General features: G+C 64.1%; 20 protein-coding genes. 8 read left to right on the forward strand and 12 right to left on the reverse strand.

The annotated features are described in order from the left end of the window. Positions 1-26: 26 nt before the first annotated feature. The 6 genes from AC1RNA_RS16315 to AC1RNA_RS16340 form a co-directional block, all read right to left on the reverse strand. The gene (locus AC1RNA_RS16315) at positions 27-788 is read right to left on the reverse strand and encodes a P-loop NTPase family protein (RefSeq protein ID WP_009340344.1); all 762 of its coding nucleotides are present in this window, start codon (positions 786-788) and stop codon (positions 27-29) included. A gap of 295 nt (positions 789-1,083) precedes the next feature. Further along, positions 1,084-1,482, reverse strand: coding sequence for a COG4315 family predicted lipoprotein (locus AC1RNA_RS16320; protein WP_009340346.1), 399 nt, complete (start codon positions 1,480-1,482; stop codon positions 1,084-1,086). 66 nt (positions 1,483-1,548) lie between these two features. Continuing rightward, on the reverse strand, positions 1,549-2,529 hold the full coding sequence (locus AC1RNA_RS16325; protein ID WP_492951765.1) for a small ribosomal subunit Rsm22 family protein: 981 nt from the start codon (positions 2,527-2,529) through the stop codon (positions 1,549-1,551). Positions 2,530-2,556: 27 nt separating this feature from the next. Beyond that, on the reverse strand, positions 2,557-6,021 hold the full coding sequence (smc, locus tag AC1RNA_RS16330; protein WP_492951766.1) for a chromosome segregation protein SMC: 3,465 nt from the start codon (positions 6,019-6,021) through the stop codon (positions 2,557-2,559). Positions 6,022-6,320: 299 nt separating this feature from the next. After that, complete coding sequence (locus AC1RNA_RS16335) at positions 6,321-6,974, reverse strand: DsbA family protein (RefSeq protein ID WP_009340351.1); 654 nt, start codon at positions 6,972-6,974, stop codon at positions 6,321-6,323. Between the two features lie 112 nt (positions 6,975-7,086). Beyond that, positions 7,087-7,566, reverse strand: coding sequence for a DUF721 domain-containing protein (locus AC1RNA_RS16340; RefSeq protein WP_048756731.1), 480 nt, complete (start codon positions 7,564-7,566; stop codon positions 7,087-7,089). A gap of 27 nt (positions 7,567-7,593) precedes the next feature. On the opposite strand from AC1RNA_RS16340, the gene mutY reads away from it, so the two are divergent. Both mutY and AC1RNA_RS16350 read left to right on the forward strand, forming a co-directional pair. Then, positions 7,594-8,703, forward strand: coding sequence for an A/G-specific adenine glycosylase (mutY, locus tag AC1RNA_RS16345; RefSeq protein WP_048756730.1), 1,110 nt, complete (start codon positions 7,594-7,596; stop codon positions 8,701-8,703). A gap of 2 nt (positions 8,704-8,705) precedes the next feature. Next, positions 8,706-9,326, forward strand: a complete 621-nt coding sequence (locus AC1RNA_RS16350; RefSeq protein ID WP_009340356.1) for a glutathione S-transferase family protein — start codon at positions 8,706-8,708, stop codon at positions 9,324-9,326. 76 nt (positions 9,327-9,402) lie between these two features. Here AC1RNA_RS16350 and AC1RNA_RS16355 read toward each other — a convergent pair whose 3' ends face one another. Then, positions 9,403-10,533 (reverse strand): site-specific DNA-methyltransferase, encoded by a 1,131-nt coding sequence (locus AC1RNA_RS16355; protein WP_009340357.1) that lies wholly within the window; start codon positions 10,531-10,533, stop codon positions 9,403-9,405. On the opposite strand from AC1RNA_RS16355, the gene AC1RNA_RS16360 reads away from it, so the two are divergent. From AC1RNA_RS16360 to moaB, 3 genes are read left to right on the forward strand one after another with little or no spacing between them, the layout of a single operon-like run. Then, positions 10,532-10,930 carry a hypothetical protein gene (locus AC1RNA_RS16360; RefSeq protein WP_492951767.1) on the forward strand — a complete coding sequence of 133 codons (399 nt, stop codon included), beginning with the start codon at positions 10,532-10,534 and terminating at the stop codon, positions 10,928-10,930. The genes AC1RNA_RS16355 and AC1RNA_RS16360 overlap by 2 nt on opposite strands. Then, positions 10,920-11,861: a KPN_02809 family neutral zinc metallopeptidase gene (gene ypfJ / locus AC1RNA_RS16365; protein ID WP_009340358.1), complete on the forward strand. Its 942-nt coding sequence runs from the start codon at positions 10,920-10,922 to the stop codon at positions 11,859-11,861. Before AC1RNA_RS16360 ends, ypfJ begins: the two co-directional genes overlap by 11 nt. Before the next feature lies 1 nt (position 11,862). Next, a complete protein-coding gene (moaB, locus tag AC1RNA_RS16370) occupies positions 11,863-12,420 on the forward strand; it encodes a molybdenum cofactor biosynthesis protein B (RefSeq protein WP_009340359.1) in 558 nt (185 codons plus the stop codon). 1 nt (position 12,421) lies between these two features. Here the strand turns inward: moaB and AC1RNA_RS16375 are convergent, their stop codons facing one another. The 3 genes from AC1RNA_RS16375 to AC1RNA_RS16385 all read right to left on the reverse strand — a co-directional run bounded on the left by AC1RNA_RS16375 (position 12,422) and on the right by AC1RNA_RS16385 (position 14,042). After that, the gene (locus AC1RNA_RS16375) at positions 12,422-12,994 is read right to left on the reverse strand and encodes a glycosyltransferase family protein (protein ID WP_492951768.1); all 573 of its coding nucleotides are present in this window, start codon (positions 12,992-12,994) and stop codon (positions 12,422-12,424) included. A 155-nt stretch (positions 12,995-13,149) separates the two neighbouring features. After that, entirely contained in the window at positions 13,150-13,464 is a 315-nt protein-coding gene (locus AC1RNA_RS16380) for a DUF3551 domain-containing protein (protein WP_492951769.1), read from the reverse strand. Positions 13,465-13,715: 251 nt separating this feature from the next. Beyond that, positions 13,716-14,042, reverse strand: coding sequence for a DUF3551 domain-containing protein (locus tag AC1RNA_RS16385; protein WP_009340362.1), 327 nt, complete (start codon positions 14,040-14,042; stop codon positions 13,716-13,718). Between the two features lie 118 nt (positions 14,043-14,160). Here AC1RNA_RS16385 and AC1RNA_RS16390 point away from each other — a divergent pair, with 118 nt between their 5' ends. From AC1RNA_RS16390 to AC1RNA_RS16400, 3 genes are all read left to right on the forward strand, one after another. Then, positions 14,161-15,315, forward strand: coding sequence for a PA0069 family radical SAM protein (locus AC1RNA_RS16390; RefSeq protein ID WP_009340363.1), 1,155 nt, complete (start codon positions 14,161-14,163; stop codon positions 15,313-15,315). 82 nt (positions 15,316-15,397) lie between these two features. Further along, positions 15,398-16,162 (forward strand): ribonuclease HII, encoded by a 765-nt coding sequence (rnhB, locus tag AC1RNA_RS16395; protein ID WP_492951770.1) that lies wholly within the window; start codon positions 15,398-15,400, stop codon positions 16,160-16,162. A 66-nt stretch (positions 16,163-16,228) separates the two neighbouring features. Continuing rightward, positions 16,229-17,737, forward strand: coding sequence for a glycosyltransferase family 39 protein (locus AC1RNA_RS16400; protein WP_492951771.1), 1,509 nt, complete (start codon positions 16,229-16,231; stop codon positions 17,735-17,737). A 110-nt stretch (positions 17,738-17,847) separates the two neighbouring features. Here AC1RNA_RS16400 and AC1RNA_RS16405 read toward each other — a convergent pair whose 3' ends face one another. Both AC1RNA_RS16405 and oxlT read right to left on the reverse strand, forming a co-directional pair. Beyond that, entirely contained in the window at positions 17,848-19,443 is a 1,596-nt protein-coding gene (locus tag AC1RNA_RS16405) for a gamma-glutamyltransferase family protein (RefSeq protein WP_048756721.1), read from the reverse strand. Positions 19,444-19,510: 67 nt separating this feature from the next. Further along, entirely contained in the window at positions 19,511-20,815 is a 1,305-nt protein-coding gene (oxlT, locus tag AC1RNA_RS16410) for an oxalate/formate MFS antiporter (RefSeq protein ID WP_492951772.1), read from the reverse strand. Positions 20,816-21,074: the final 259 nt, after the last annotated feature.

Genomic DNA, 21,074 nt, shown 5'->3' on the forward strand with positions numbered 1-21,074 from the left:
CCGTGGGTCTGGCGCGGCTGTCGTTCTTATTCGTCGGCGGAGGGGCGGGTAAAGCCCTTGTCCTTGCTGCCGACGATATCGGTGAGCTTGATGCGGTCGAACTCGCCCCAGACGTTGCCGAGCCAGTGCCGCACATAGCCGCGCAGCACGAAGGAATAGTTCGCGGTTTCGTCGGCGGGGCCTTTGTTGGCCACGAATTTCAGGAAGGGAACCGAGGAGACTTCGACCTGCTCATAGGCCATTTCGTTGAGCTTCGGAATCGTGATCTCGGTCGCGTTCTTGATGCGCTTGAAGTAGGAGTTGTAGGTAGCCTGATCCCACTCGAAGAAGCTCGTGTTGTTGATGAAGTTCTTCACGAGGAAGTACTTCGCACCGTCCATGAAGCTCGCGGTTTCCGCGATCTCGTCCAGCGAGGCGATCGACGGGCCGAGGATATGGAACACGGCGAAGGTGATCTGGCCGGAGCGGGCGGCATCGAGAAAGCCGATATCGCGCAAGGCGGCGAGGGTGGGCGACATCAGACCTGCGCGGACGTCGATCACGGTGACGTTCGCGGTCGCCGTGTTGAGCGTATCGAAGATCTTCATCTGGTCGGAGGTCGTCGTGACGTCGACGATCTCGGTCACCTGGGGGTGAAAACGCTTCAGCGTGCCGCGCGGCGATTCGGTGTCGAACGCTCGCGTCGGAATGTTGTTGGCGGTGAAATAGTCCAGAACGGTGCGCGATACCGTGGTCTTGCCGACCCCGCCCTTGTCCGCGCCCACCACAATAACTGCCGGCTTCGCCATCACGTCCCTTTATCGCGCAAGATAGACCGCCGATGTGACAGCTACCCAGCCATTTTTTTGGACCATGGCAGAAAATGCGGAGAATTCAATTCTTTACAGGCGTTCTTAACCGTATTCACACGGTTTCCTTAATGGACGGCCGGTTGCGGCTGCCTGTTGGCAGGCTGCCGCAACACCTTCTGGCGCTTGATAAAAAGGCTCCCGCCCCCTGGGGAAGAGAGCGGGAGACCGCGCTGTGCTCGCGGAGTAGAGGCCGAAATCGTTTATGGCTTGAATGGATTACGGCTTGAATGGATCAAGGCTTGGCGACGTGCCAGGCACCATTGAGGAAGCCATCGCCCTTCACATCGCCAGCGGCCATGTCCTGCTTGAAGGTGTAGAGCGGCTTGCCCTTGTAGGCCCACATCTTGCTGCCGTCGTCGCGGGTCACGACGGTCCAGTCGCCAGAGGCCTTGGCATCCGCGGAAGCGGCGAGGATCGGCCAGTTGGCGGCGCAGGGGCCGTTGCAGGCTGATTTGCCTGCGGAATCCTTGGCGAAGGTGTAGAGCGTCATGCCCTTGGCATCGACCAGAATCTTGCCCTTCGAGCTTTCGGCAGTCTTGGCCGGGGCCGGAGCCATGGTCTGCGCAAAAGCGAGCGAGCCGAAGGCGGTGGTCATGACAATGGCGGCGGCGAACTTGAGTGAGGTCTTCATACGTGTACTCCCTGTGAAATCCGAAACGCAGGCGCTTCACAGGGACAAACTCCGGCCCCTCCCGGTTTATTCCGCTGCCTTGTCCGGCACCGCGTCGCCCCAGTCCCACCGCCGTGCGGCGGCATAGGCCAATTTGTCGCGGCGGGGCACGGACATGAACGAAAGCCCCGCTTTCGTGCAGAGCTTGGCGTTGACCGCAACCTTATTGAGCGTCGGCTGCGCCAGCACGCGTGCGGTGTTTACCATGTGCGGTGAACGCGACAGCGCCACATAGATGAATCGCTCGTCCTCGAACGGCACCTCCGCGCCCTTGAGTTGCTTGTGTGCGCGGGAGCGCGACAACCGCTGCGAGAAATGGCACCAGTCAGGCGGCGTCAGCGGACAGGCGCGATTGTGCGGGCAGGGCGCGATGATATGCGCGCCTTGCGCGATGAGCCGCGCGCGAAGCGCGAGGATGCGTTCATAGCCTTTGGGCGTGCCGGGCTCGACCACCAGCAGCGTGTCGCGCGTCTTCTGCCACATCAGATCGGCGAGCGCATCGCGGTCTGCGTCGCCGAGTTCGTTGATGACATAGCTTGCGATCACGAGATCGGCGGCGTCCATCGCCGCGAGTCCGGCGAGAACGTCGCTTTCGACGTAGCGTATCGATGCGAGGCGGCTGTTCGCGACGATGTCGCAGGCCAGCGCGCGCAATGCCGCGTTGGCGTCGATGGCAGCAAAGCCTGTGAGGGAATCGAATGCCTGTGCCGCCGCCCAGCTTGCTGTTGCGGGCCCCGCGCCGATATCGAGCAGCGTTGCGGGTGCGAAGTCTGGATATTGCTCACACAACGCGTGGAGGCTCGCGGAAATCGCGGCGTAGGTGGCGGGCATCCGTGCGAGCGCGTAGGCAAGTGCATCCCGCTCGGTGCGGATCGGCGCGGAGGTGCCGCCGCCGCGATAATTCTCCGAGATCGCGCTTGCGCGCCTTGCTGCATCCGCGCGCGACAAGCCCTCGGCCTTGGCAGCGAGTGCGGCTTTCAGGTCGGGAGGGAGATCGAAGGCGGGCATTGCATCCTAGATCCCCGCGCCCGCGCGCTATGCCACGTTCTGGTCGAGCACCTTCATCGCGCCGTCAAGATCGACCGACACGAGCTGCGACACGCCGCGCTCGGCCATGGTGACGCCGAACAGCCGGTTCATGCGCGCCATCGTGATCGGGTTGTGCGTGATGATGATGAAGCGCGTCTCGGTCGAGCCGGTCATCTCATGCAGCAGGTTGCAGAACCGCTCGACATTGTGGTCGTCGAGTGGTGCGTCGACTTCGTCCAGCACGCAGATCGGCGACGGGTTGGTCAGGAACACCGCGAAGATCAGCGCCAGCGCCGTCAGCGCCTGCTCGCCGCCGGACAGGAGCGACAGCGATTGCGGCTTCTTGCCGGGCGGCTTGGCGATGATTTCGAGGCCCGCTTCCAGCGGGTCGTCGCTCTCGATCAGTTGGAGCTCGGCCTGGCCGCCGCCGAACAGTTCGGTGAACAGCCGCTTGAAGTGATTGTTCACTGTTTCGAACGAGGTCAGCAGGCGCTCGCGGGCTTCCTTGTTGAGGCTCTGGATGCCGGTGCGCAGCTTCTTGATGGCTTCCACGAGGTCGTCGCGCTCGGTGGTGAGGCCGGTGTGCTGCGTTTCGATCTCGCGCAGTTCCTGCTCGGCAAGCAGGTTGACGTTGCCGAGCCGGTCGCGGTCGCGGCGCAGCTTTTCGACATCGGTCTCGGCGGAAGCAATGTCCGGCAATTCGGTCTCGGGCGTCACTTCGGCCATCGCGGCAACAGCGTGCGGCTCGACCTCAAGAGTGTCGTGGATTTCGCGCTCGATGTCTTCGAGGCGGCGGCGGGTCGCCTCCATGCGCTCCTCGGCGCGGGCGGTGGCTTCGCGCGCGGCGGACAACGCTTCGAGCGTGGCGCGGGCGGCCTTGTCGGTTTCCGCCATCAGGCTTTCGGCGGCTGCAAGCGCATCGGCGGCTTCGCGGCGGGCGGCTTCGGCGGTCTCGATTTCGCTGATAATGCCGCGGCGCTTCTCGGCGAACTGCGCCGGCGCGTCCTCGAGCTGCGCGCGCTCGGTCTTCACCTCTGCGGTGCGCTCCTCGATGGTGGCGATCTGCGTAGTGGCGTTGGTCTTGCGGGACTGCCACTCGTTGCGCTCGGAGGCGATAGCCTGCACACGGCGGTCGGCCAGTTCAGCTTCGCGGGCGAGAGCCTGCGCCTCGGCGCGCACCTGCGCGGCACTCTGGCGCTTCTCGTCCATCCCGGCGCGCGCGGTGGCCAACTGAGCTTCGGTCTCGTCGCTTGCTGGCAGTTCGGCGACGGCCTGCGTCGCCACGCTATGGGCGCTGTCCGCCTCGGTGCGGTCGGCGGCAAGACGTGTCTGCGCTTCCGCGAGCGCGGAGCGGCGCGCGGCGTGGCGATTGAGTTCGCGCTCGGCGCTCGCGTGACGTTCGCGCGCGGCATCGGCGTCGCGTTGCGCGGCACGGGCGGATTCACGCGCGGCCGATTCGGCGGCGGCGGCAAACTTTAGTTCGGATTCGGCGGCTTCCAGCGCCTGCCGCTTGGCGGTGGCGTCGGCGCGGGCCTGCTCCAGTTCGTGTTCAATGTCGGCAAGACGCGCGCGTTCGGCGAGACGCCGCGCCGCGCCGGTCGGCGCATGTGCACCCGCGATGAAACCGTCCCAGCGCCACAGATCGCCTTCGGTGGAGACAAGCCGCTGGCCGGTCTTCAGCCGGCTGACAAGCTCCGCTCCACGCTCGCGGCTGACGACGCCGATTTGCGCGAGACGCCGCGCCAGTTCCGGCGGCGCGTTGACGTGGGTGGCGAGCGCCTCGACGCCATCCGGCAACGCAGGATCGTCCGCCATCACGCCGAGGTTCGACCAGCGCAGCGGCGCGGAGGCATCGGTCGGCGCATCGAGATCGTCACCGAGCGCGGCACCCAGCGCCTTCTCGTAGCCCTTGGCGACGCTGACGCCGTCAATGATCGACGGCCACAAATTCTTGGTTTCGCTGGTCACGAGCTTGGCGATGGTCTTGGCTTCGGTCTCAAGGCGCTGCACGCGCTTGTCGGCTTCCACCACGGGTGCGCGCGAGCCATCGAGCTTGGCGCGCGCCGCGACCTGCGCGGCTTCGCTCGTCTGCACCGTGCTGGCAGACTGCGCGAGGGTTTCCTGTGCGGCGCTCATCGCCTGCGCAAGCGTTTCGAGATTGGCGAGACTGCCGGTCTCGGCATCGAGCTTCTCGACATCGCGGTTGACGCTGGCGATTTCCTGATCGATGCGCGCGAGGCGTTCCGCGTGGGTGCGGACATTGTTTTCGAACTGGCGGCGGCGCGCGGTGAGATCGGCCAGCGCGGTGGTGAGTTCGGAGAAGGTGCGCTCGGCGGCAGCCAGCGCTTCATCGGCTTCCGACACCTTGGCGTCTGCGCCGCTGCGCTTCTCGACGCGCGACTTGATTTCTTCCTTGAGGATTGCTTCCTCGGAATCGAGTCGTTGCATGGCGACGTCGGCATCGGAGAGCTGGCGCTGTTCGCGCTCGATGTCGGCGGTAAACTGCGTCAGGCGGCGGTCAAGCTCGGCGGCGCGCTCCTTGGCGCGCTCCTCCTCGCGGTCGAGCATGTCGCGCGCGTTGGTGAGGCGTTGCAGACCGGCGGCGGCGCGGGCTTCGTTCTCGCGCAGCGCGGGTAGTTCGGAGGCGCGGATCGCCTGGATGCGCGCAGCTTCGGCCTGGTGCTGAACACGCTCGGCCTGCTCGCGCACGGCAAGATCATGGGTGCGGCCGGATTCGGCGACGTCCTCGTTGGCTTGCAGCCAGCGCAGATGAAACAGCAGCGCCTCGGCCTTGCGGACCTTGGCCTGCACTTCGCGATAGCGGATCGCCTGCCGCGCCTGCCGCTTCAGGCCGTCGATCTGGCTCGCGAGCTGGCCGATCACGTCCTCGACGCGGGTGAGGTTGGTTTCGGCAGCCTTCAGCCTCAGCTCCGCCTCGTGGCGGCGCGCGTGAAGTCCGGCGACACCGGCGGCGTCCTCCAGCACGCGGCGGCGCTGGTCGGGACGGGCCTGAATGATCTCGCCGATCTTGCCCTGATGGACGAGGGCAGGCGAACGCGCGCCGGTCGCGGCATCGGCGAACAGAATCTGCACGTCGCGCGCACGAACGTCCTTGCCGTTGATCCGGTAGACCGAGCCTGCTTCACGCTCGATGCGGCGCGACACTTCCAGCAGTTCGGAATCGTTCATCGACGAAGGCGCGGAACGATCCGAATTGTCGATCGTCATGACCACTTCGGCATGGTTGCGCGCGGGGCGGTTGCCGGAGCCGGAGAAGATCACCGCGTCCATGTCGGCGGCGCGCAACGACTTGTAGGACGTCTCGCCCATCGCCCAGCGCAGCGCTTCGACCAGATTGGATTTGCCGCAGCCGTTCGGGCCGACAACGCCGGTCAAGCCGGGCTCGATCAGGAAATCGGTCGCCTCGACGAACGATTTGAATCCATGCAGGCGAAGGCGCGTCAGTTTCATGCGAGACTTACTCTGTTGGCGGCCGCACAAACGGCCTGCCGTACCAAATCCATTGCGGATGTCATTCCCATCCGGCGACCGGGAGCAGGAGCGAATCGCCCAAACCCGCCGTTCAGGCCGGACAATGGCCAGTGGGCGGGGGCAGGGCAACGCCTGCGCGCCCGTTTCCGGGGGATTCTGGCCGATTTTCCAACGGTTTTACGGCGCTTTTCCGGGTTCCATGAGAAGGAAAAGCGAACAAAAGGGCTCAATACCGCCTGTCACGGGGACGCGGGTTCCAGAGCCGGGGTGGAAAGACCTCAGCTCTTGAGCAGCGGGTCGATCATGCCCTTGAAGCTGTCGAAGGAGGTTTCGCCCTTCACCAGCTTGCCGTTGATGAAGAAGCTCGGCGTGGAGTCGATCTTCAGCGTCTTGTTGGCGTATTCGCGGTCGGCGAGGATACCCTTCTGCACCGTGAGGTCGTCCTGCACGCAGGCCTTGATCATCGCCTCGCTGAAACCGGCCTGCTTGCCGACGCGGTTGATGGTCTCGAATGCCTGGGTCTGCAGGTCGGCCTGCTGGTTGAACAGGATGCTGATAATGGCGAAGTACTTGTTCGAATCGTCCTTGGCGACGCAGCGCGCCAGCGCGGAGGCGGCGAGCGCGACCTGATCGAGCGGGAATTCGCGGAAGATGAACTTTACTTTGCCGGTGTCGATATAGGCCGACTTGAGCTGCGGGAAGACTTCCTTCTCGAACGCCGCGCAATGCGGGCAGGTCATCGAGGCGTATTCGATGATCGTCACCGGTGCGTCCTTGGAGCCGAGCGCCATGTCGCCGAGCGTGCTCGGCTTGGCGATCTGCGCCGGCTCCTGTGCGACGGCCATCGAGATCAGTTTCCAGGGCGATACGCCGATCGCGGCCGCAGTGCCTGCGAAAGCCAGAGCGGTATTGAAGGTACGGCGCGTAATCATCGCTGGAAACTCCGGATTGGCGTTGCGCGGCAGCCGCGCGGATGAGGGTTGTCTGCTAGCTTGAAACCGCAATTGTGGCAATGCCGGGGGCATCACGCCCGCTTGGAAGGCGTCAATTTCGCTTGATCGAGGCGCCGAGCCGCGCGATCGCGGTGCGCAGATCGTCGTCGTCCACGGCCTCCAGATCGCGGGCCTCCTCGGCCACGGCTGCCTCGCTGGGCGGCTTTTTGGTCTTTCGCTTTTCCCGGTGGACGAGCGGCGCCTGCCGGAGCGCGATCTTGCCGACCGCATTCCAGCCGAAGAAGCGATTCACCCGTTCCAGAATGACGGTCGAGGAATGCTGGATTTCCAGCGCGCGCGGCCCTTCCACGCGCAGGATCAGCGTGGCCGGGATTTCCGGCTGGCCTTCGATGGGACGCTGCCACTGGATTTTCAAAGGCTCGGCATAGGCGGCGATGTCGCGGCCGACGATCTCGCTCCAGCGCGTCACCAACTCGCGCGAGGCAAAGCCCTGCCGCTTGAAGGCATCGTTGAAGATGCCCGCGAGAAGCGCGGATAACGGCTTGGAGGTGAGCGGGCCGGGCTTGCTCATGATTGCCTAGGGTGCCTAAGAAGTCTGATGACCTTATCAGGTGCGGCGCGGCGAAACAAAGTCACGGCATCCGGTCCGGAGAAATCCGTGCCGCGCGCGGAACTGCTGCTGCGTTGGTACGATCGTCATCGCCGGGTGCTGCCATGGCGTGCGCTGCCGGGAGAGACACCCGATCCCTACCGGGTGTGGCTGTCGGAGATCATGTTGCAGCAGACCACCGTGAAGGCGGTCGGCCCATACTTTCTGAAATTCATCGACCGCTGGCCAAACGTCACCCACATGGCGGCGGCGTCCCTTGATGATGTGCTGCGGATGTGGGCGGGGCTCGGCTACTATTCGCGGGCACGCAATCTTTACGCCTGTGCTGTGGCGGTGGCGCGCGAGCATGGCGGCGCATTTCCCGACAGCGAAGAAGGGCTGCGCGAACTGCCCGGCATCGGCCCCTATACGGCGGCAGCGATTGCGGCGATCGCGTTCGGGCGGCAGACCATGCCGGTCGACGGCAACATCGAGCGCGTGGTGTCGCGACTTTATGCAGTGGAAGATGAACTGCCAAAAGCTAAGCCCGAGATTCAGCGGCTGGCGACGACGCTGCTCGGCACCTCGCGCGCGGGCGATTCCGCGCAGGCGCTGATGGATCTCGGCGCCACGATCTGCACGCCGAAGAAGCCAGCCTGCGCGCTATGTCCGCTGAACGATAATTGTCTCGCGCGCATTCGCGGCGAGCAGGAGACATTTCCGCGCAAGGCGCCGAAGAAGACCGGCGCGTTGCGGCGAGGTGCTGCGTTTATCGTCATGCGTGGCGATGAGGTGCTGGTGCGCACGCGGCCCGAAAAAGGTCTGCTCGGCGGCATGACCGAAGTGCCGGGTTCGGACTGGCTTGTCGCACATGATGAGACGATTGCGCGTGCTCAGGCCCCCGCCGTGAAAGGTCTTGCGCGCTGGCACCGCAAGACCGGGACTGTGACGCATGTGTTCACGCACTTTCCATTGGAGTTGTCCGTTTATGTGGGCAAAGTAGCGTCGCGAACCAAAGCGCCGCATGGAATGCGCTGGGTGAAAATCGCGACGCTCAAAGACGAGGCGTTGCCGAACGTGATGCGCAAGGTGATTGCGCACGGACTGGGAGAGAAATGAAGATGCTCAAACTTTACTACGGGGTTGGAACGTGCGCGCTGGCCTCTCACATCGCCCTTGAAGAAGCTGGTGCGGATTACACGACCGACCGTATCGACATGAAGGCCAACCAGCAGAACTCACCGGACTATCTTGCGATCAATCCCAAGGGCCGGGTGCCCGCGCTGGTGACGGATCAGGGCGTGCTGACCGAGACGCCCGCCATTCTCGCTTTCATCGCGCAGAGCTTTCCCAAGGCGAATCTTGCACCCCTGAGCGATGCGTTCGCTTTCGCGCAGGTGCAGGCATTTAACAGCTATCTGTGCTCGGGCGTGCACATTTCCCACTCACACAAGATGCGCGGCGCGCGCTGGGCGAGCGAGGAGACGTCGTTCGAGGACATGAGACGCAAGGTGCCGGAGAACATGCGCGCCGGCATGGCCATGATCGAGAGCAAGATGCTGCGCGGGCCGTGGGTGATGGGCGAGAGCTACACCGTCTGCGACCCGTACCTGTTCACGGTCTCAAGCTGGGCGAAGAATGATGGCGTCGATCTTGCGGAATTTCCGAAGATCACGGCGCATCGCGAGCGCATGAAGGAGCGTCCGGCGGTGCAGAAGGTGCTGGCCGAGCAGAAGGCCTGAGGCCTCTGTCCACGAAGGCCAAATGAAAACGGACGCCGCGAGGCGTCCGTTTTTCGTTTTCACGATTGTTTGCGGCTTAGGCCGTCTGCATCTCGCGGCGGATTTCGGCGCGCAGTTCATCGATCAGGCGCAGGCCCTTCTTGGTCTCGACGTGCCAGAACGACCAGCCGTTGCAGGCTTCCGAGCCCTGCGCCACCGCGCCCATGCGATGGATCGAGCCGACCTTGTCGCCGAGCATGATGGCGCCGTCGGCGCGCACCAGAGCGGCATGTTTCTTCTTCGAGTCCACGAGCTTGGCGCCCGGCGAGATCATGCCGCGCTCGATCAATTCGGAGAAGGCCACGCGCGGGGCATCGCGCGCGGTCAGGAACGGGGCAAGCGTCGCTTCCGGTAGCGGCTCGACGGCGGCGATGCGTTTTTCGGCCGCCGCAGCGTAGGTCTTGTCGCGCTCGAAGCCGATATAGCTGCGGCCAAGGCGTTTTGCGACCGCGCCGGTGGTGCCGGTGCCGTTGAACGGATCGATCACGAGGTCGCCGGGTTTTGATGACGACAGCAGCACGCGCGCGAGCAGGCCTTCCGGCTTCTGCGTCGGATGCACTTTCTTGCCATCCTTGCCCTTGAGGCGCTCGTCACCGGTGCACAGCGGGATCAGCCAGTCGGAACGTGCCTGCACGTCCTCGTTGGCGGCCTTCAGTGCATCGTAGTTGAAGGTGTATTTCGTCGATTCATCGCGCGCCGCCCAGATCATGGTCTCGTGCGCGTTGGTGAAACGGCGGCCGCGGAAGTTCGGCATCGGGTTGGTCTTGCGCCACACGATGTCGTTGAGAATCCAGAAGCCCAGATCCTGCATGATCGCGCCGACGCGGAAGATGTTGTGATAGGAGCCGATCACCCAGATTGTTGCAGACGGCTTCATGGCGCGGCGCGCGGCCAGCAGCCATGCGCGCGTGAAATCGTCATAGGCTGCGAACGACGAGAACTTGTCCCAGTCGTTGTTCACGGCATCTACATGCGACTCGTCAGGGCGCTTCAATTCGCCCTTGAGCTGCAGATTGTAAGGAGGATCGGCGAACACCAAATCAACGGAGCTCGCAGGCAGTTTCGTCATCTCCGCGACGCAATCGCCGATGACGATGCGCGAGGATGGCGAGGTTTCAAAATTAGTGCGGGGCGCCTTTGCAGACGCCCCGCGACGCGACACAACCATGACTCAAAACCTGACTCAGGCGACGCAGTCGGCGACGCGGGACCAACAAATCCGACTTGTCATCACCATGAATGTCCAAGGTAAAAATCGACTTAACTGCGAACATCTTTCGTTGCCGCAAAAATCATTTCATTGTCGTGGGATCGAAATCGATTCCATCGTGTGCCGCGAACGAAAGAGAATGAACGACGCCACGCTGTGCGGGATGATCGCGCGCGAGCGGTGTATTCCAGTAGGCCAGTGCACGACTGACCTGTTTCGTTTGACTAGGCAAGAATTGCCGGGGGCGTTAAAATCCGCGCCCGAGCGCAGTCCCTGTTGCATCATGCAGCAGGCGATTCCCGCCGCCGGCCGTTATGAAGATGTAAGGCCCCGAGGAGAAACCGATGCGTTATGACGATTTCCGCCGCAGCGACGATATCGACGACCGGCGCGATGACAGCGGTGGCGGTTTTGGCGGCGGAGGCGGGGGCTTCGGGTTCCCGATGGGCGGAGGCGGCCGCCTTGGCATCGGCACGGTGGTTGTTCTCGGCCTGATCGGCTGGGCGGTCGGCATCGACCCGCGCATTCTGATCGGCGGCGCGGAAATCCTCACTGGCGGCGGAGGGGCGCCAAGCTATCAGAGCGACCGGCCGTCCTCGCAAGCCAAGCGTGGTGCACCGACCGACGAGATGGGCAGCATGATCGCCGGCGTGCTCGGCGAGGTCGACGATCGCTGGGACGAAATCTTCTCGGCCAGTGGCCGAACCTACAAGGGTCCGCGCATCGTCCTGTTCCGCAACGCCACCAATGGCGGCCGCTGCGGCATGGCGCAATCGGCGATGGGGCCGTTCTATTGTCCGCCCGACCGGCAGATTTTCCTCGATACCGGCTTCTTCCGCGAGATCGAGACGAAATTCGGTGGCTGTCAGGGGAGCGCCTGCAAGTTCACCGCTGCCTACATCATCGCGCATGAGGCGGGCCATCACATCCAGAACCTGCTCGGCATCCTCGACAAGGCGCACGCGCTGCAACAGCAGGCGGGCAGCAAGGCGGAGGCCAATGCGATCCAGGTCAAGGTCGAGTTGCAGGCGGATTGCCTTTCCGGCGTCTGGGTCAATCGCGAGGAGAAGAAGCGGCCGGGCTTCATCGAGCCGGGCGACATCGACGGCGCGCTGCGCACGGCGTCGGCGATCGGCGACGATACGCTGCAACGGAAGATGCAGGGCCGCGTGGTGCCGGATTCGTTCACGCATGGCTCGGCCGAACAGCGCAAGCGCTGGTTCATGACCGGCTACCAGCAAGGCAGCGTGGCGGCGTGCAATACTTTCGGCGCGGGCTCGCTTTGAGATGACGAGCCTTGATCAGTCGAAGCCATTCATTCCGCTCAACATCGCGGTGCTGACGATTTCGGATTCGCGTTCGCTTGCCGACGACAAGTCAGGCACGACGCTGGCGGACCGGATCCAGGCTGCGGGGCATCATCTCGCCGCGCGCGAGATCGTTACCGACGACGTTGAAAAGATTCAGGCGCAGTTGAAACGCTGGATCGCGGACGATGGCGTCGATGTGGTGGTGACGACGGGCGGCACCGGCTTCACCGGGCGCGACGTGACGCCGGAGGCGGTCGAACCACTGTTCGACAAGCGGATGGATGGATTCTCCATCGCCTTTCATATGCTCAGTCATGCCAAGATCGGAACGTCCACGATCCAGAGCCGTGCGACCGCCGGTGTTGCGGGCACGACATTCATCTTCGCGTTGCCAGGATCACCGGGCGCCTGCCGCGACGGCTGGGATGGCATCCTCGCGCATCAGCTCGATTACCGCACGCGGCCATGCAACTTTGTGGAGATCATGCCGCGTCTCGACGAGCATCTGAAGCGCGGCAAGGCGCAGGCGAAGTAACTCAAGCGGGCACGAAAATCCGCGTGCGCAAGATCGCGCGGCCCGAGCGGCCGATCTTCGACAGCAGTTTCGATTCCGCGCTGCGTGCGCCCGGCGCGTAACCGCCGAGCTGGTCGTAATGGTCACGCGCGATCAACAATCCCTGATTGGCGGAAGGGCCTGTGACTGCGCGGGCGATCTGCCGCATGGCATGCGTGACACCGCCTTCGGCATAGGGCGAGCGTGCGTAGCGGAAAACACCGGCACGGCGGCGACCGCTGACGCCGACGTTTTCGATGAACTGCGCGGTCTCGTCGATCCAGCCGGATTCGAGCACCGCGCCCGCATGCAGGAACATCAGCCAGGAGCCGCGTGTGAGTTTGACGCCCGCCGCGATTGCATCGGCGCGCGAGCCATCGAACGTGAGAAAGCGGCAGCCCGCGACATCGGCGACGCGCGCGATGTCGCCAGCGCCTCCGCGGTCGACCAGCACGACGTCGCGCACCATGCCCGCGGCCGAGCCCGGCACCAGCGCCGAGAGCGTGGCGACCGTCTCGGACTCATTGCCCTGTGTCGGGATCACGATGCTGATCATCGGGGCGCGGCTCCACCGTCAAAAGGAACGGCGATGCATTTAGCATTTTGTGTACAGCTAAAGAACCCCGTCCCATGCAGGGCTCATCGCGGGATAGATCATATGAGACAGGCGAAGCAGATATTCTGCTTCGTCTGCTTCTAATATCTCAAGGCCTACCAGCGGCCGGGTGTGTAGCCGCGGCGATAGATCGGACCGTTGTAGCGATTATAGGCCATGCCGAGCTCGGACGCCGGGCCTGCGATATAGCCGTAGCGGCCATCATCGCCGTACGGGTTGTTCATACAGGAGCCGCCAGCCCCGAGCGCGTACGCCTGGCAGGCGGCGTAGGAATAGAAGTCGCATGAGGCCACCGGGCTGTCGCTGTCTGTCACACAAACCGTGCCAGCCTTGGCAGGCGTACTGCCCAATGTGGTGACGCTCGCTGCCGCCAAGCCGAGGGCTGCTGCTGTCAGAAGATACGTCTTCATCGAATCCTCCTCGTGAAAAATACCCCGCCTGTAACGCGGCCGCTCTGTGAAAGCTCCGCTGGGAGAATACCCAAAACGGGTTACACAACCCGTGCGGATGCCTGGCTTCTCTTGCGTCAATAGGTGGGGCTACCGATTTCGCGGAGATAAACGCCACGATCGATATGCAGGCGTGAGGGGTGGCAGCACACGAAAAAGGGGCGGAACGATATATCGCTCCGCCCCTTCAAAAAGATCAGCCGGCTGAAAATTCACCAGCGATAGCCGGGTCCGTAATAGCCGCGATGATAGATCGGACCATCGTAGCGATTATAGGCCGAACCGAACTCCACCGATGGGCCTTCGATGTAGCCATACTCGCCGTCATCGCCGCGCGGGTTGCGCACGCACGAGCCGCCGACACCGCGAGACGACGCCCGGCAGGCGCGGAAGCTGTAAAACTCGCACGAACGATAGGTGCTGGGGCTGTCCTGATCGGTCAGGCAGACCGTGCCGGCCTTCGCGGGCGTGACGCCTGCCGAGGTGAGGCCCGCTGCCGCCAGGCCGATTGCCGCCGCCGCCAAGAAATATGTCTTCATCGAATCCTCCTTAATCAATGTCCCGCTGGGCCGACAACGCTGGGTGGGTGCGCGAGGTCCGCTGGGGATGCCATAAAAATGTTCTTGTTTTGTTCTGAAGGCAGCTTATCTTCGGGGCATGACCAGAACCTCGCAAGCTGCGCAGATTCCTTCCCCGTCACCCGTCCCGGCAGGGGCTGTCTCCGACTTCGCCGAGATCGGCGTTGCCATCGACGCCGCGCGCCGCCGCGGCCGGGGCGCGCAGACCAACGCCAGCGGACGATATGAAACCGAGGCGCGCGCCGCATTCGACGACGGCTGGCAGAGCCTCGACGAACTGCCGCCGTTCAAGACCAGCGTCGGGATCGACACCGCCCGCAAGGTGATCTCGCGCAACGACTCGCCTGACATCGGCTTCGACCGTTCGATCAATCCCTATCGCGGCTGCGAGCACGGCTGCGTGTACTGCTTCGCGCGGCCGACCCATGCCTATCTCGGCCTGTCGCCGGGCCTCGATTTCGAAAGCAAACTGTTCATGAAGCCGGATGCCCCCGCGCTTCTGGAAAAGGAGCTGACGGCCTCGGGCTACGAGCCGCGCACCATGGCGATCGGCACCAACACCGATCCCTACCAGCCGATCGAGCGTGAACACAAAATCATGCGCGGTATTCTTGAGGTGCTGGAAAGAACCGGTCATCCGGTCGGCATCGTCACCAAATCGGCGCTGGTGACGCGCGATATCGACATTCTTTCGCGGATGGCGGAGCGCAATCTCGCCAAGGTGGCGATCTCGGTGACCTCGCTCGATCCGAAACTCGCGCGCACCATGGAGCCGCGGGCCTCGACGCCGCCGAAGCGACTGGAAGCGTTGCGGCAACTCTCCGCCGCGGGCATTCCGACCGTGGTGATGACCGCGCCGCTTATTCCCGCGCTCAACGATTCCGAAATGGAGCGCATTCTCGATGCCGCCGCCCATGCCGGCGTGAAGGAGGCGAACTACACGCTGCTGCGCCTGCCGCTCGAGGTGCGCGACCTGTTCCGCGAGTGGCTGATTGCGAATTACCCGGACCGTTACCGTCACGTCTTCACGCTGATCCGCGACATGCGCGGCGGCAAGGATTATGATTCGCAATGGGGCACGCGGATGAAGGGCACCGGGCCGATGGCATGGATGATCGGCCGCCGCTTCGAGATCGCCTGCGAACGGCTGGGGCTCAACCGCAAGCGGGTGAAACTCTCCACCTCGCATTTCGTGCAGCCGCCGAAAGGCGGAGAGCAACTCGATCTGTTTTGAACGGGCAGCCTGGCGTTGAATAACGGGCACATCCGGAAGGTTCCGGCTTGCCGGAGTCGCCCGTTCGTTTCAGTGTCCGGCCATGAGTCGGACCAACCCCCCAGCAAATGAGAAAGCCGCCGCGAAGCCTGCGAAGGTCACGGCCGCAACGCGTCCGAGCTTCCGCCGCGAGCGCGCGCTCCTGAAGCAGGGCATCTGGCCGGTGGCGGGTTGCGACGAGGTCGGGCGGGGGCCGCTCGCGGGGCCGGTGGTCGCCGCCGCCGTGATCCTCGATCCCGACCGCATCCCGAAGGGCATCGACGATTCCAAGCGCCTCACCGTGGAAGCGCGCGAGGCGCTGTTCGAGGAAATCTGCGCGACCGCGATGGTATCGGTCGCCGCCGCGCCGCCATGGCGGATCGACCGCGACAATATCCTGCGCGCCTCGCTGTGGGCGCTGGCGCGCGCGGTGCAGGGGCTGCCGCAAGCGCCGCGTCATGTGTTCGTCGATGGCCGCGACAGGATCGATGTACCGTGCGGCTGTGAGCCGGTAATCGGCGGCGATGGACTGCTGCTGTCGATCGGTGCGGCCTCGATCGTGGCGAAGGTGACGCGCGACCGCCTGATGTGCCGGTTGGCTCGGGTGCATCCCGAATACGGCTTCGATTCGCACATGGGCTACGGCGTGCCCCAGCATCTGGCCGCGCTGGAGCTGCATGGTCCGACGCCGCACCACCGGCGGTATTTCGCGCCCGTGGCGGCGGCGCATGCCAGGCTCAATGGCGCGGCCGTTCCGCCCGACCTGTCCCAGCTTGAAGCGACGGAAGTCGTGATCGTGGCGGAGGAGGCGGCCGTTCAGGTTGCCTGATCGGACGCCGGCCTTTATCAAGCGCTGAACGGTCTTTTTGCCCTCCCGCCCCGGTTCGTCCGCGCGATGCGCTTTACCTCCCTGATCGTCGAACTCGTCCGCGCCAAGCCGCGATGGATTTTCTGGAGCGCCGTGCTCGCGCTCGCGCTGTTGTGGCTGATCGTGCCAACGGCTCTCTATCTCAGTCCCCCCGCCGATGTGCCCACCGTGCTGGCGTTCGGCCGCGAATATCAGGTCGGCACCACGCTCGGCCCGCCGTTGTCATTCTGGCTCGCGGACATCGCATTCCGTGCCGTCGGCGGTTACGCTTTCGGCGTGTATCTGCTGGCGCAGATTTGCTTCGTGGTGATGATGGGGGCGGTGTTCGCGCTCGCACGTGCGCTGGTCGGCGCGCAGCAGGGCGTGCTTGCGGCGCTGCTGACGCTGGCTATTGCGGCCTTCAGTTTTCCGGGGCTGGAATTCGGCCCCGATGTTTTGGCGCGGCCGCTCTGGGCACTGACGCTCCTGCATGCTTGGCGGGTGATCGGAGAGCGGCAACGCGGCGCGTGGTTTGCACTGTCGATCGAGATCGGGTTGTTGTTCCTCACCACCGCGATGGCTCCGGTGCTGTTGGCTCTGCTCGTGGTCTTTGCGCTCGCCACGGCGCGCGGCCGCGCGGCGTTGCGCTCGATCGATCCATTGTTCGGCGCACTGGTGATTGCCGTCATCGCGCTGCCCTACATGATCTGGCGGGCGCGCAGTGGCGCTCCCTTGCCGCATCCCAAATTCACGTCGATCGAAGTCTATGCGCGCCAGTCGGGTGAACTGTTCGGCGCGCTGCTGCTATCGGCGCTCGGTGTTGTCGCGCTGATCGTCGCGAACGCGCGCATCTTCGAGCCGAAAGGCGAGAATGCGCCCGCGATTTTCCGTCCGCCGGTCGAGCCATTGGCGCGTCAGTTCATCGTGTTCTTCGGCGCTCTGCCGCCCCTGCTGTTCGTACTCGCGTCGCCGGTGTTCGGCCTCGATCATGTCGCGGGGGGCGATGGCGTGGCCCTGATGCTGATCGGCCTTCTCGCCGTCATCCTGGGAGGCGACCTGATTTATCTGCGCCGCCAGCAGGTGCTGCGCACGATCTGGCTGTTGGCCATGGCCGTGCCCGTGATTGTGGTTCTGGTGGCGGTGTTCGTGCAGCCATGGACCGACGCAACAGAGACGCAGACCTCGCTGCCCGCGCGCGCAATGGGGAAATTCTTCGCCGACAATTACAAGCTGCGGACCAATCGCCCGCTCTCCGCTGTCGCCGGAGATCCGGAGATCGCATCGCTGATCGGACTCGGCGCGACCTCGCGGCCGCAGGTGTTGTTCTCGGGCCTTTACGGCAAGACGCCGTGGGTTGACGCAGCCACCATCAACACCGGCGGCGGTCTTGTCGTCTGGCGCGCACACGACACGGTCGGCGCGCCGCCGGAGGCGATCGCGAAAACGTTTCCCGGTCTTGTCGCTGAAGTGCCGCGAACGTTCGATCGTCTGATCGAGGGGCGGCTGGAGCCCTTGCGGATTGGCTGGGGCGTGGTGCGTCCGCGGGACACGAAATAGCAAATTGTCGTTGCGGGCGAAGCAATCCGGATGGGGTAGGAGACACCCGGATTGCTTCGCCGCGCGTTCGCAGGGCACAGCCGCGCGCTGCGCCCTGCGAATGAGCCTTGTCAGAAGCCTGCGACGCCGCCGTTGCTGCGCGGATCGCTGCCGCCTTCGAGCACGCCATTGGCGAAACGCGCGATGCCGCCGGCATGGCCGACGATCTCGTCGAAGTCCTCGACCATCTCGACCTCGTGGCCGAGCGCTTCGAGCTTGCGGCGGGTTTCTTCCGGAAAGCGGCCCTCCAGCTTCAGGCTGTCGGTGTCGTCGCCCCATGTGCGACCGAGCAGCCAGCGCGGCGCGGTGATCGCGGCCTGCATGGTCTGATTGTAGACGGCGTAGCGTGTGAACACGGCAGCCTGGGTCTGCGGCTGGCCGTCGCCGCCCATCGTGCCGTAGACCATGACGCGGCCATCGTTCAGACGCGCGAGCGCGGGGTTGAGCGTGTGGAACGGCTTCTTGTTCGGGGCGAGCGCGTTGATGTGCTGCGGATCGAGCGAGAACGAGCAGCCGCGGTTCTGCCAGTTGAGGCCGGTCTCCGACAGCACGATGCCGCTGCCGTATTCGTGATAGATGCTCTGGATGAAGGAGACCGCGCGGCCTTCGCCATCGATCACGCCCATCCATACGGTGTCGGCGGGGCCCTTACCCTGACCCCACGGCAGCGCCTTGTCCATCCGGATCGCGGTGGTCAGCTTGTCGAGATGATCCGGCGCGAGGAACGACTGCGGATCGGCGTCCATGAAGTCGAGGTCGGTGATGTGGCTATCGCGGATCATGAAGGCCTGCTTGGTCGCCTCCACCACGCAATGGATGTATTCCGCGCTTTCCGGCCCGAACCGGTTGATGTCGAGGCGGTCGAGCAGGCCGAGGATGATGAGCGAGACGAGGCCCTGCGTCGGCGGCGTCATGTTGTAGATCTGGCCGAGGCTGTGTTGGAGTTCGAGCGGCTTGCGGACGGTCGCACGATACTTTGCGAGATCCTCTGCCGACACCGGGCTGCCGAGTGCTTTCAGTTCCTTGGCGATGCTCGCGGCAAGGCGGCCACGATAGAAGCTGTCGAGGCCGTCATCGGCCAGTGCGCGCAGCGTCTTGCCGAGCTGGGCCAGCCGCATCCGATCGCCGGCCTGCGGGACCTTGCCATTGACGAGAAAGGTTTCGGCGAAACCTGGAATGGCCTGCAACTCGCCGAGCTTCTTGGTGGTGGTGACGCTTTGCGAGCGCGTCACGGCGATGCCGTCCTCGGCGTAGAAGATCGCGTTTTCCAGGAGGCGCCCGAGCGGCAGGCGGCCACCCCATTCCTTGCTGATGTCGAGTGCAGCCTGCCAGCCGCCGATGGTGCCGGCGACCGTGTTGGCTGAGTCAGGTCCGCGCGATGGAATCTTCGCGAAGCCTTTCGCGGTGTAGTAGTCGCTGGAAATGCTGCCAGCCGCCGCGCCGCAGGCCTCAATGGCAACCACGGGCTTGCCGGGGCACGAAATCGTCCAGAAACCGTCGCCGCCGATGCTGTTCATGTGGGGATAGACCACCGCGATGGTGGAGGCTGCCGCGATCATCGCCTCGATGGCGTTGCCGCCTGCGCGCAGGATATCGACGGCGGCCTGCGCTGCCAGTGCGTGAGGAGCCACGGCCATGCCGCGGGTGGAGCGAACAGTCTGGAGCATCTTTGAACTCGATATTCTTCGGGTGAAAGAAGGGCCGGGGCGCATTGAGCGCCCCGGCGGATACTTGTTAGGCCGCGCTACCCCGCGCCGCCAGTGCGGCATTTGTCGCATTCTGCTTGCGATGGTTGGCGCGCATCGGCTTGAGAACGGCGATGGCCAGGAACGCGGTGAGGAAGTTCATCGCGATTACGACGCCGAACACCACATTCCACGATGCGGTGATCTCGTGCAGTTCGGCCGCCAGCGGGCCGCCGAGCACCGAACCGACACCCTGCGCGATGTACAGGAAGCCGTAATTGGTGGTGGCGTTCTTGGTGCCGAACGTGTCGGTGAGGGTCGAGGGGAACAGCGAGAAGATTTCGCCCCAGCCGAAGAACACCACGCCCGACAACAGCACGAAGGTCAGCGGATGATGGGCAAAGAGCAGCCAGATCGTCATCGCGATACCTTCGATGCCGAACGCGATCAGCATGGTGTTCTCGCGGCCGATCTTGTCCGACACCCAGCCGAAGAACGGACGGGTCAGGCCGTTGGTGAAACGGTCGATCGTCAGCGCCAGCGGCAGCGCCGCGAGGCCGAACACCAGTGCGTCCTTGACGCCGAAATCCTTGGCGAAGGCGCCCATCTGCGAGATCACCATGAGGCCCGAGGTGGACATCATCGTCATCATGACGAACATCAGCCAGAAGATCGGAGTCCGCAGCATTTCGCGCGGCTCATAGTCGCGGGTTTCCTGCACGAGCCCGTGCGCTGTCGCATCGGCGGCGACGTGCGGCATGTTCTTGTCGGGACGGCGCATGCCGAGTGCGGCAAGAATGCCGACGATGCCGAAGATGATGCCGTACAGGGTCAGCGTGTGCGACAGGCCGCTCGCGTTGAGGCTGTTGGAGATCGGGAAGGTGGTCAGGATCGCGCCGAAGCCGTAGCCCGCCGCGACGAGGCCCGCAGCCAGGCCGCGCTTGTCAGGAAACCACTGCACCATCATGCCGACGACGCCGACATAGATGATGCCGGTGCCGATGCCGCCGAGTACGCCATAGGTGATGTAAAGCGCGAACACGCTGGTGGCATTGGCGGCGAGAACCCAGCTCAGGCCGGTGAGGGCGGCGCCGAGCGACAGCAGCACGCGCGGGCCGAAGCGGTCGACGAGGTAACCCTGTGCAGGCGACAGGAAGGTCTGCAGCATGATGAGCAGCGAAAACGTGACCTGGATTTCCGCCAGCGGCGCGTTGAATTTTTCCCGAAGCGGGCCTGTGAACAGCGCCCAGACATATTGAGGGCTGGAGATCGCCATCATCGCGATCAGGCCGAGGATCAACTGATACCATCGCGAGGATGGTGACGTTGCAGCCGATGCATTCGTAGTCGTCATTTTACCGCTCCCTTTGTTGTGAATAGGTCGTTTCCGCCGGCGTCTTGTTTGTTGTTATGTTTCTGGTATGTCAGTTGTATACGATCTTAACCGACATCCGCAACAGCAAACAAGGCTCCTTTGGGCCGGGTCTTGGGGAGACCCGGCAGACGTCCACAGGCTTTCAAGCAGGAAGCAGGCCAGTGCGGCGTGACGCGGCGTTGAACGTTGGTCGGAGAAGTCCTAATCGTGCACCCGGAGACGGGCTGAAACCGGCGGC

Source organism: Afipia sp. GW821-FHT14H12 (assembly GCF_058803465.1).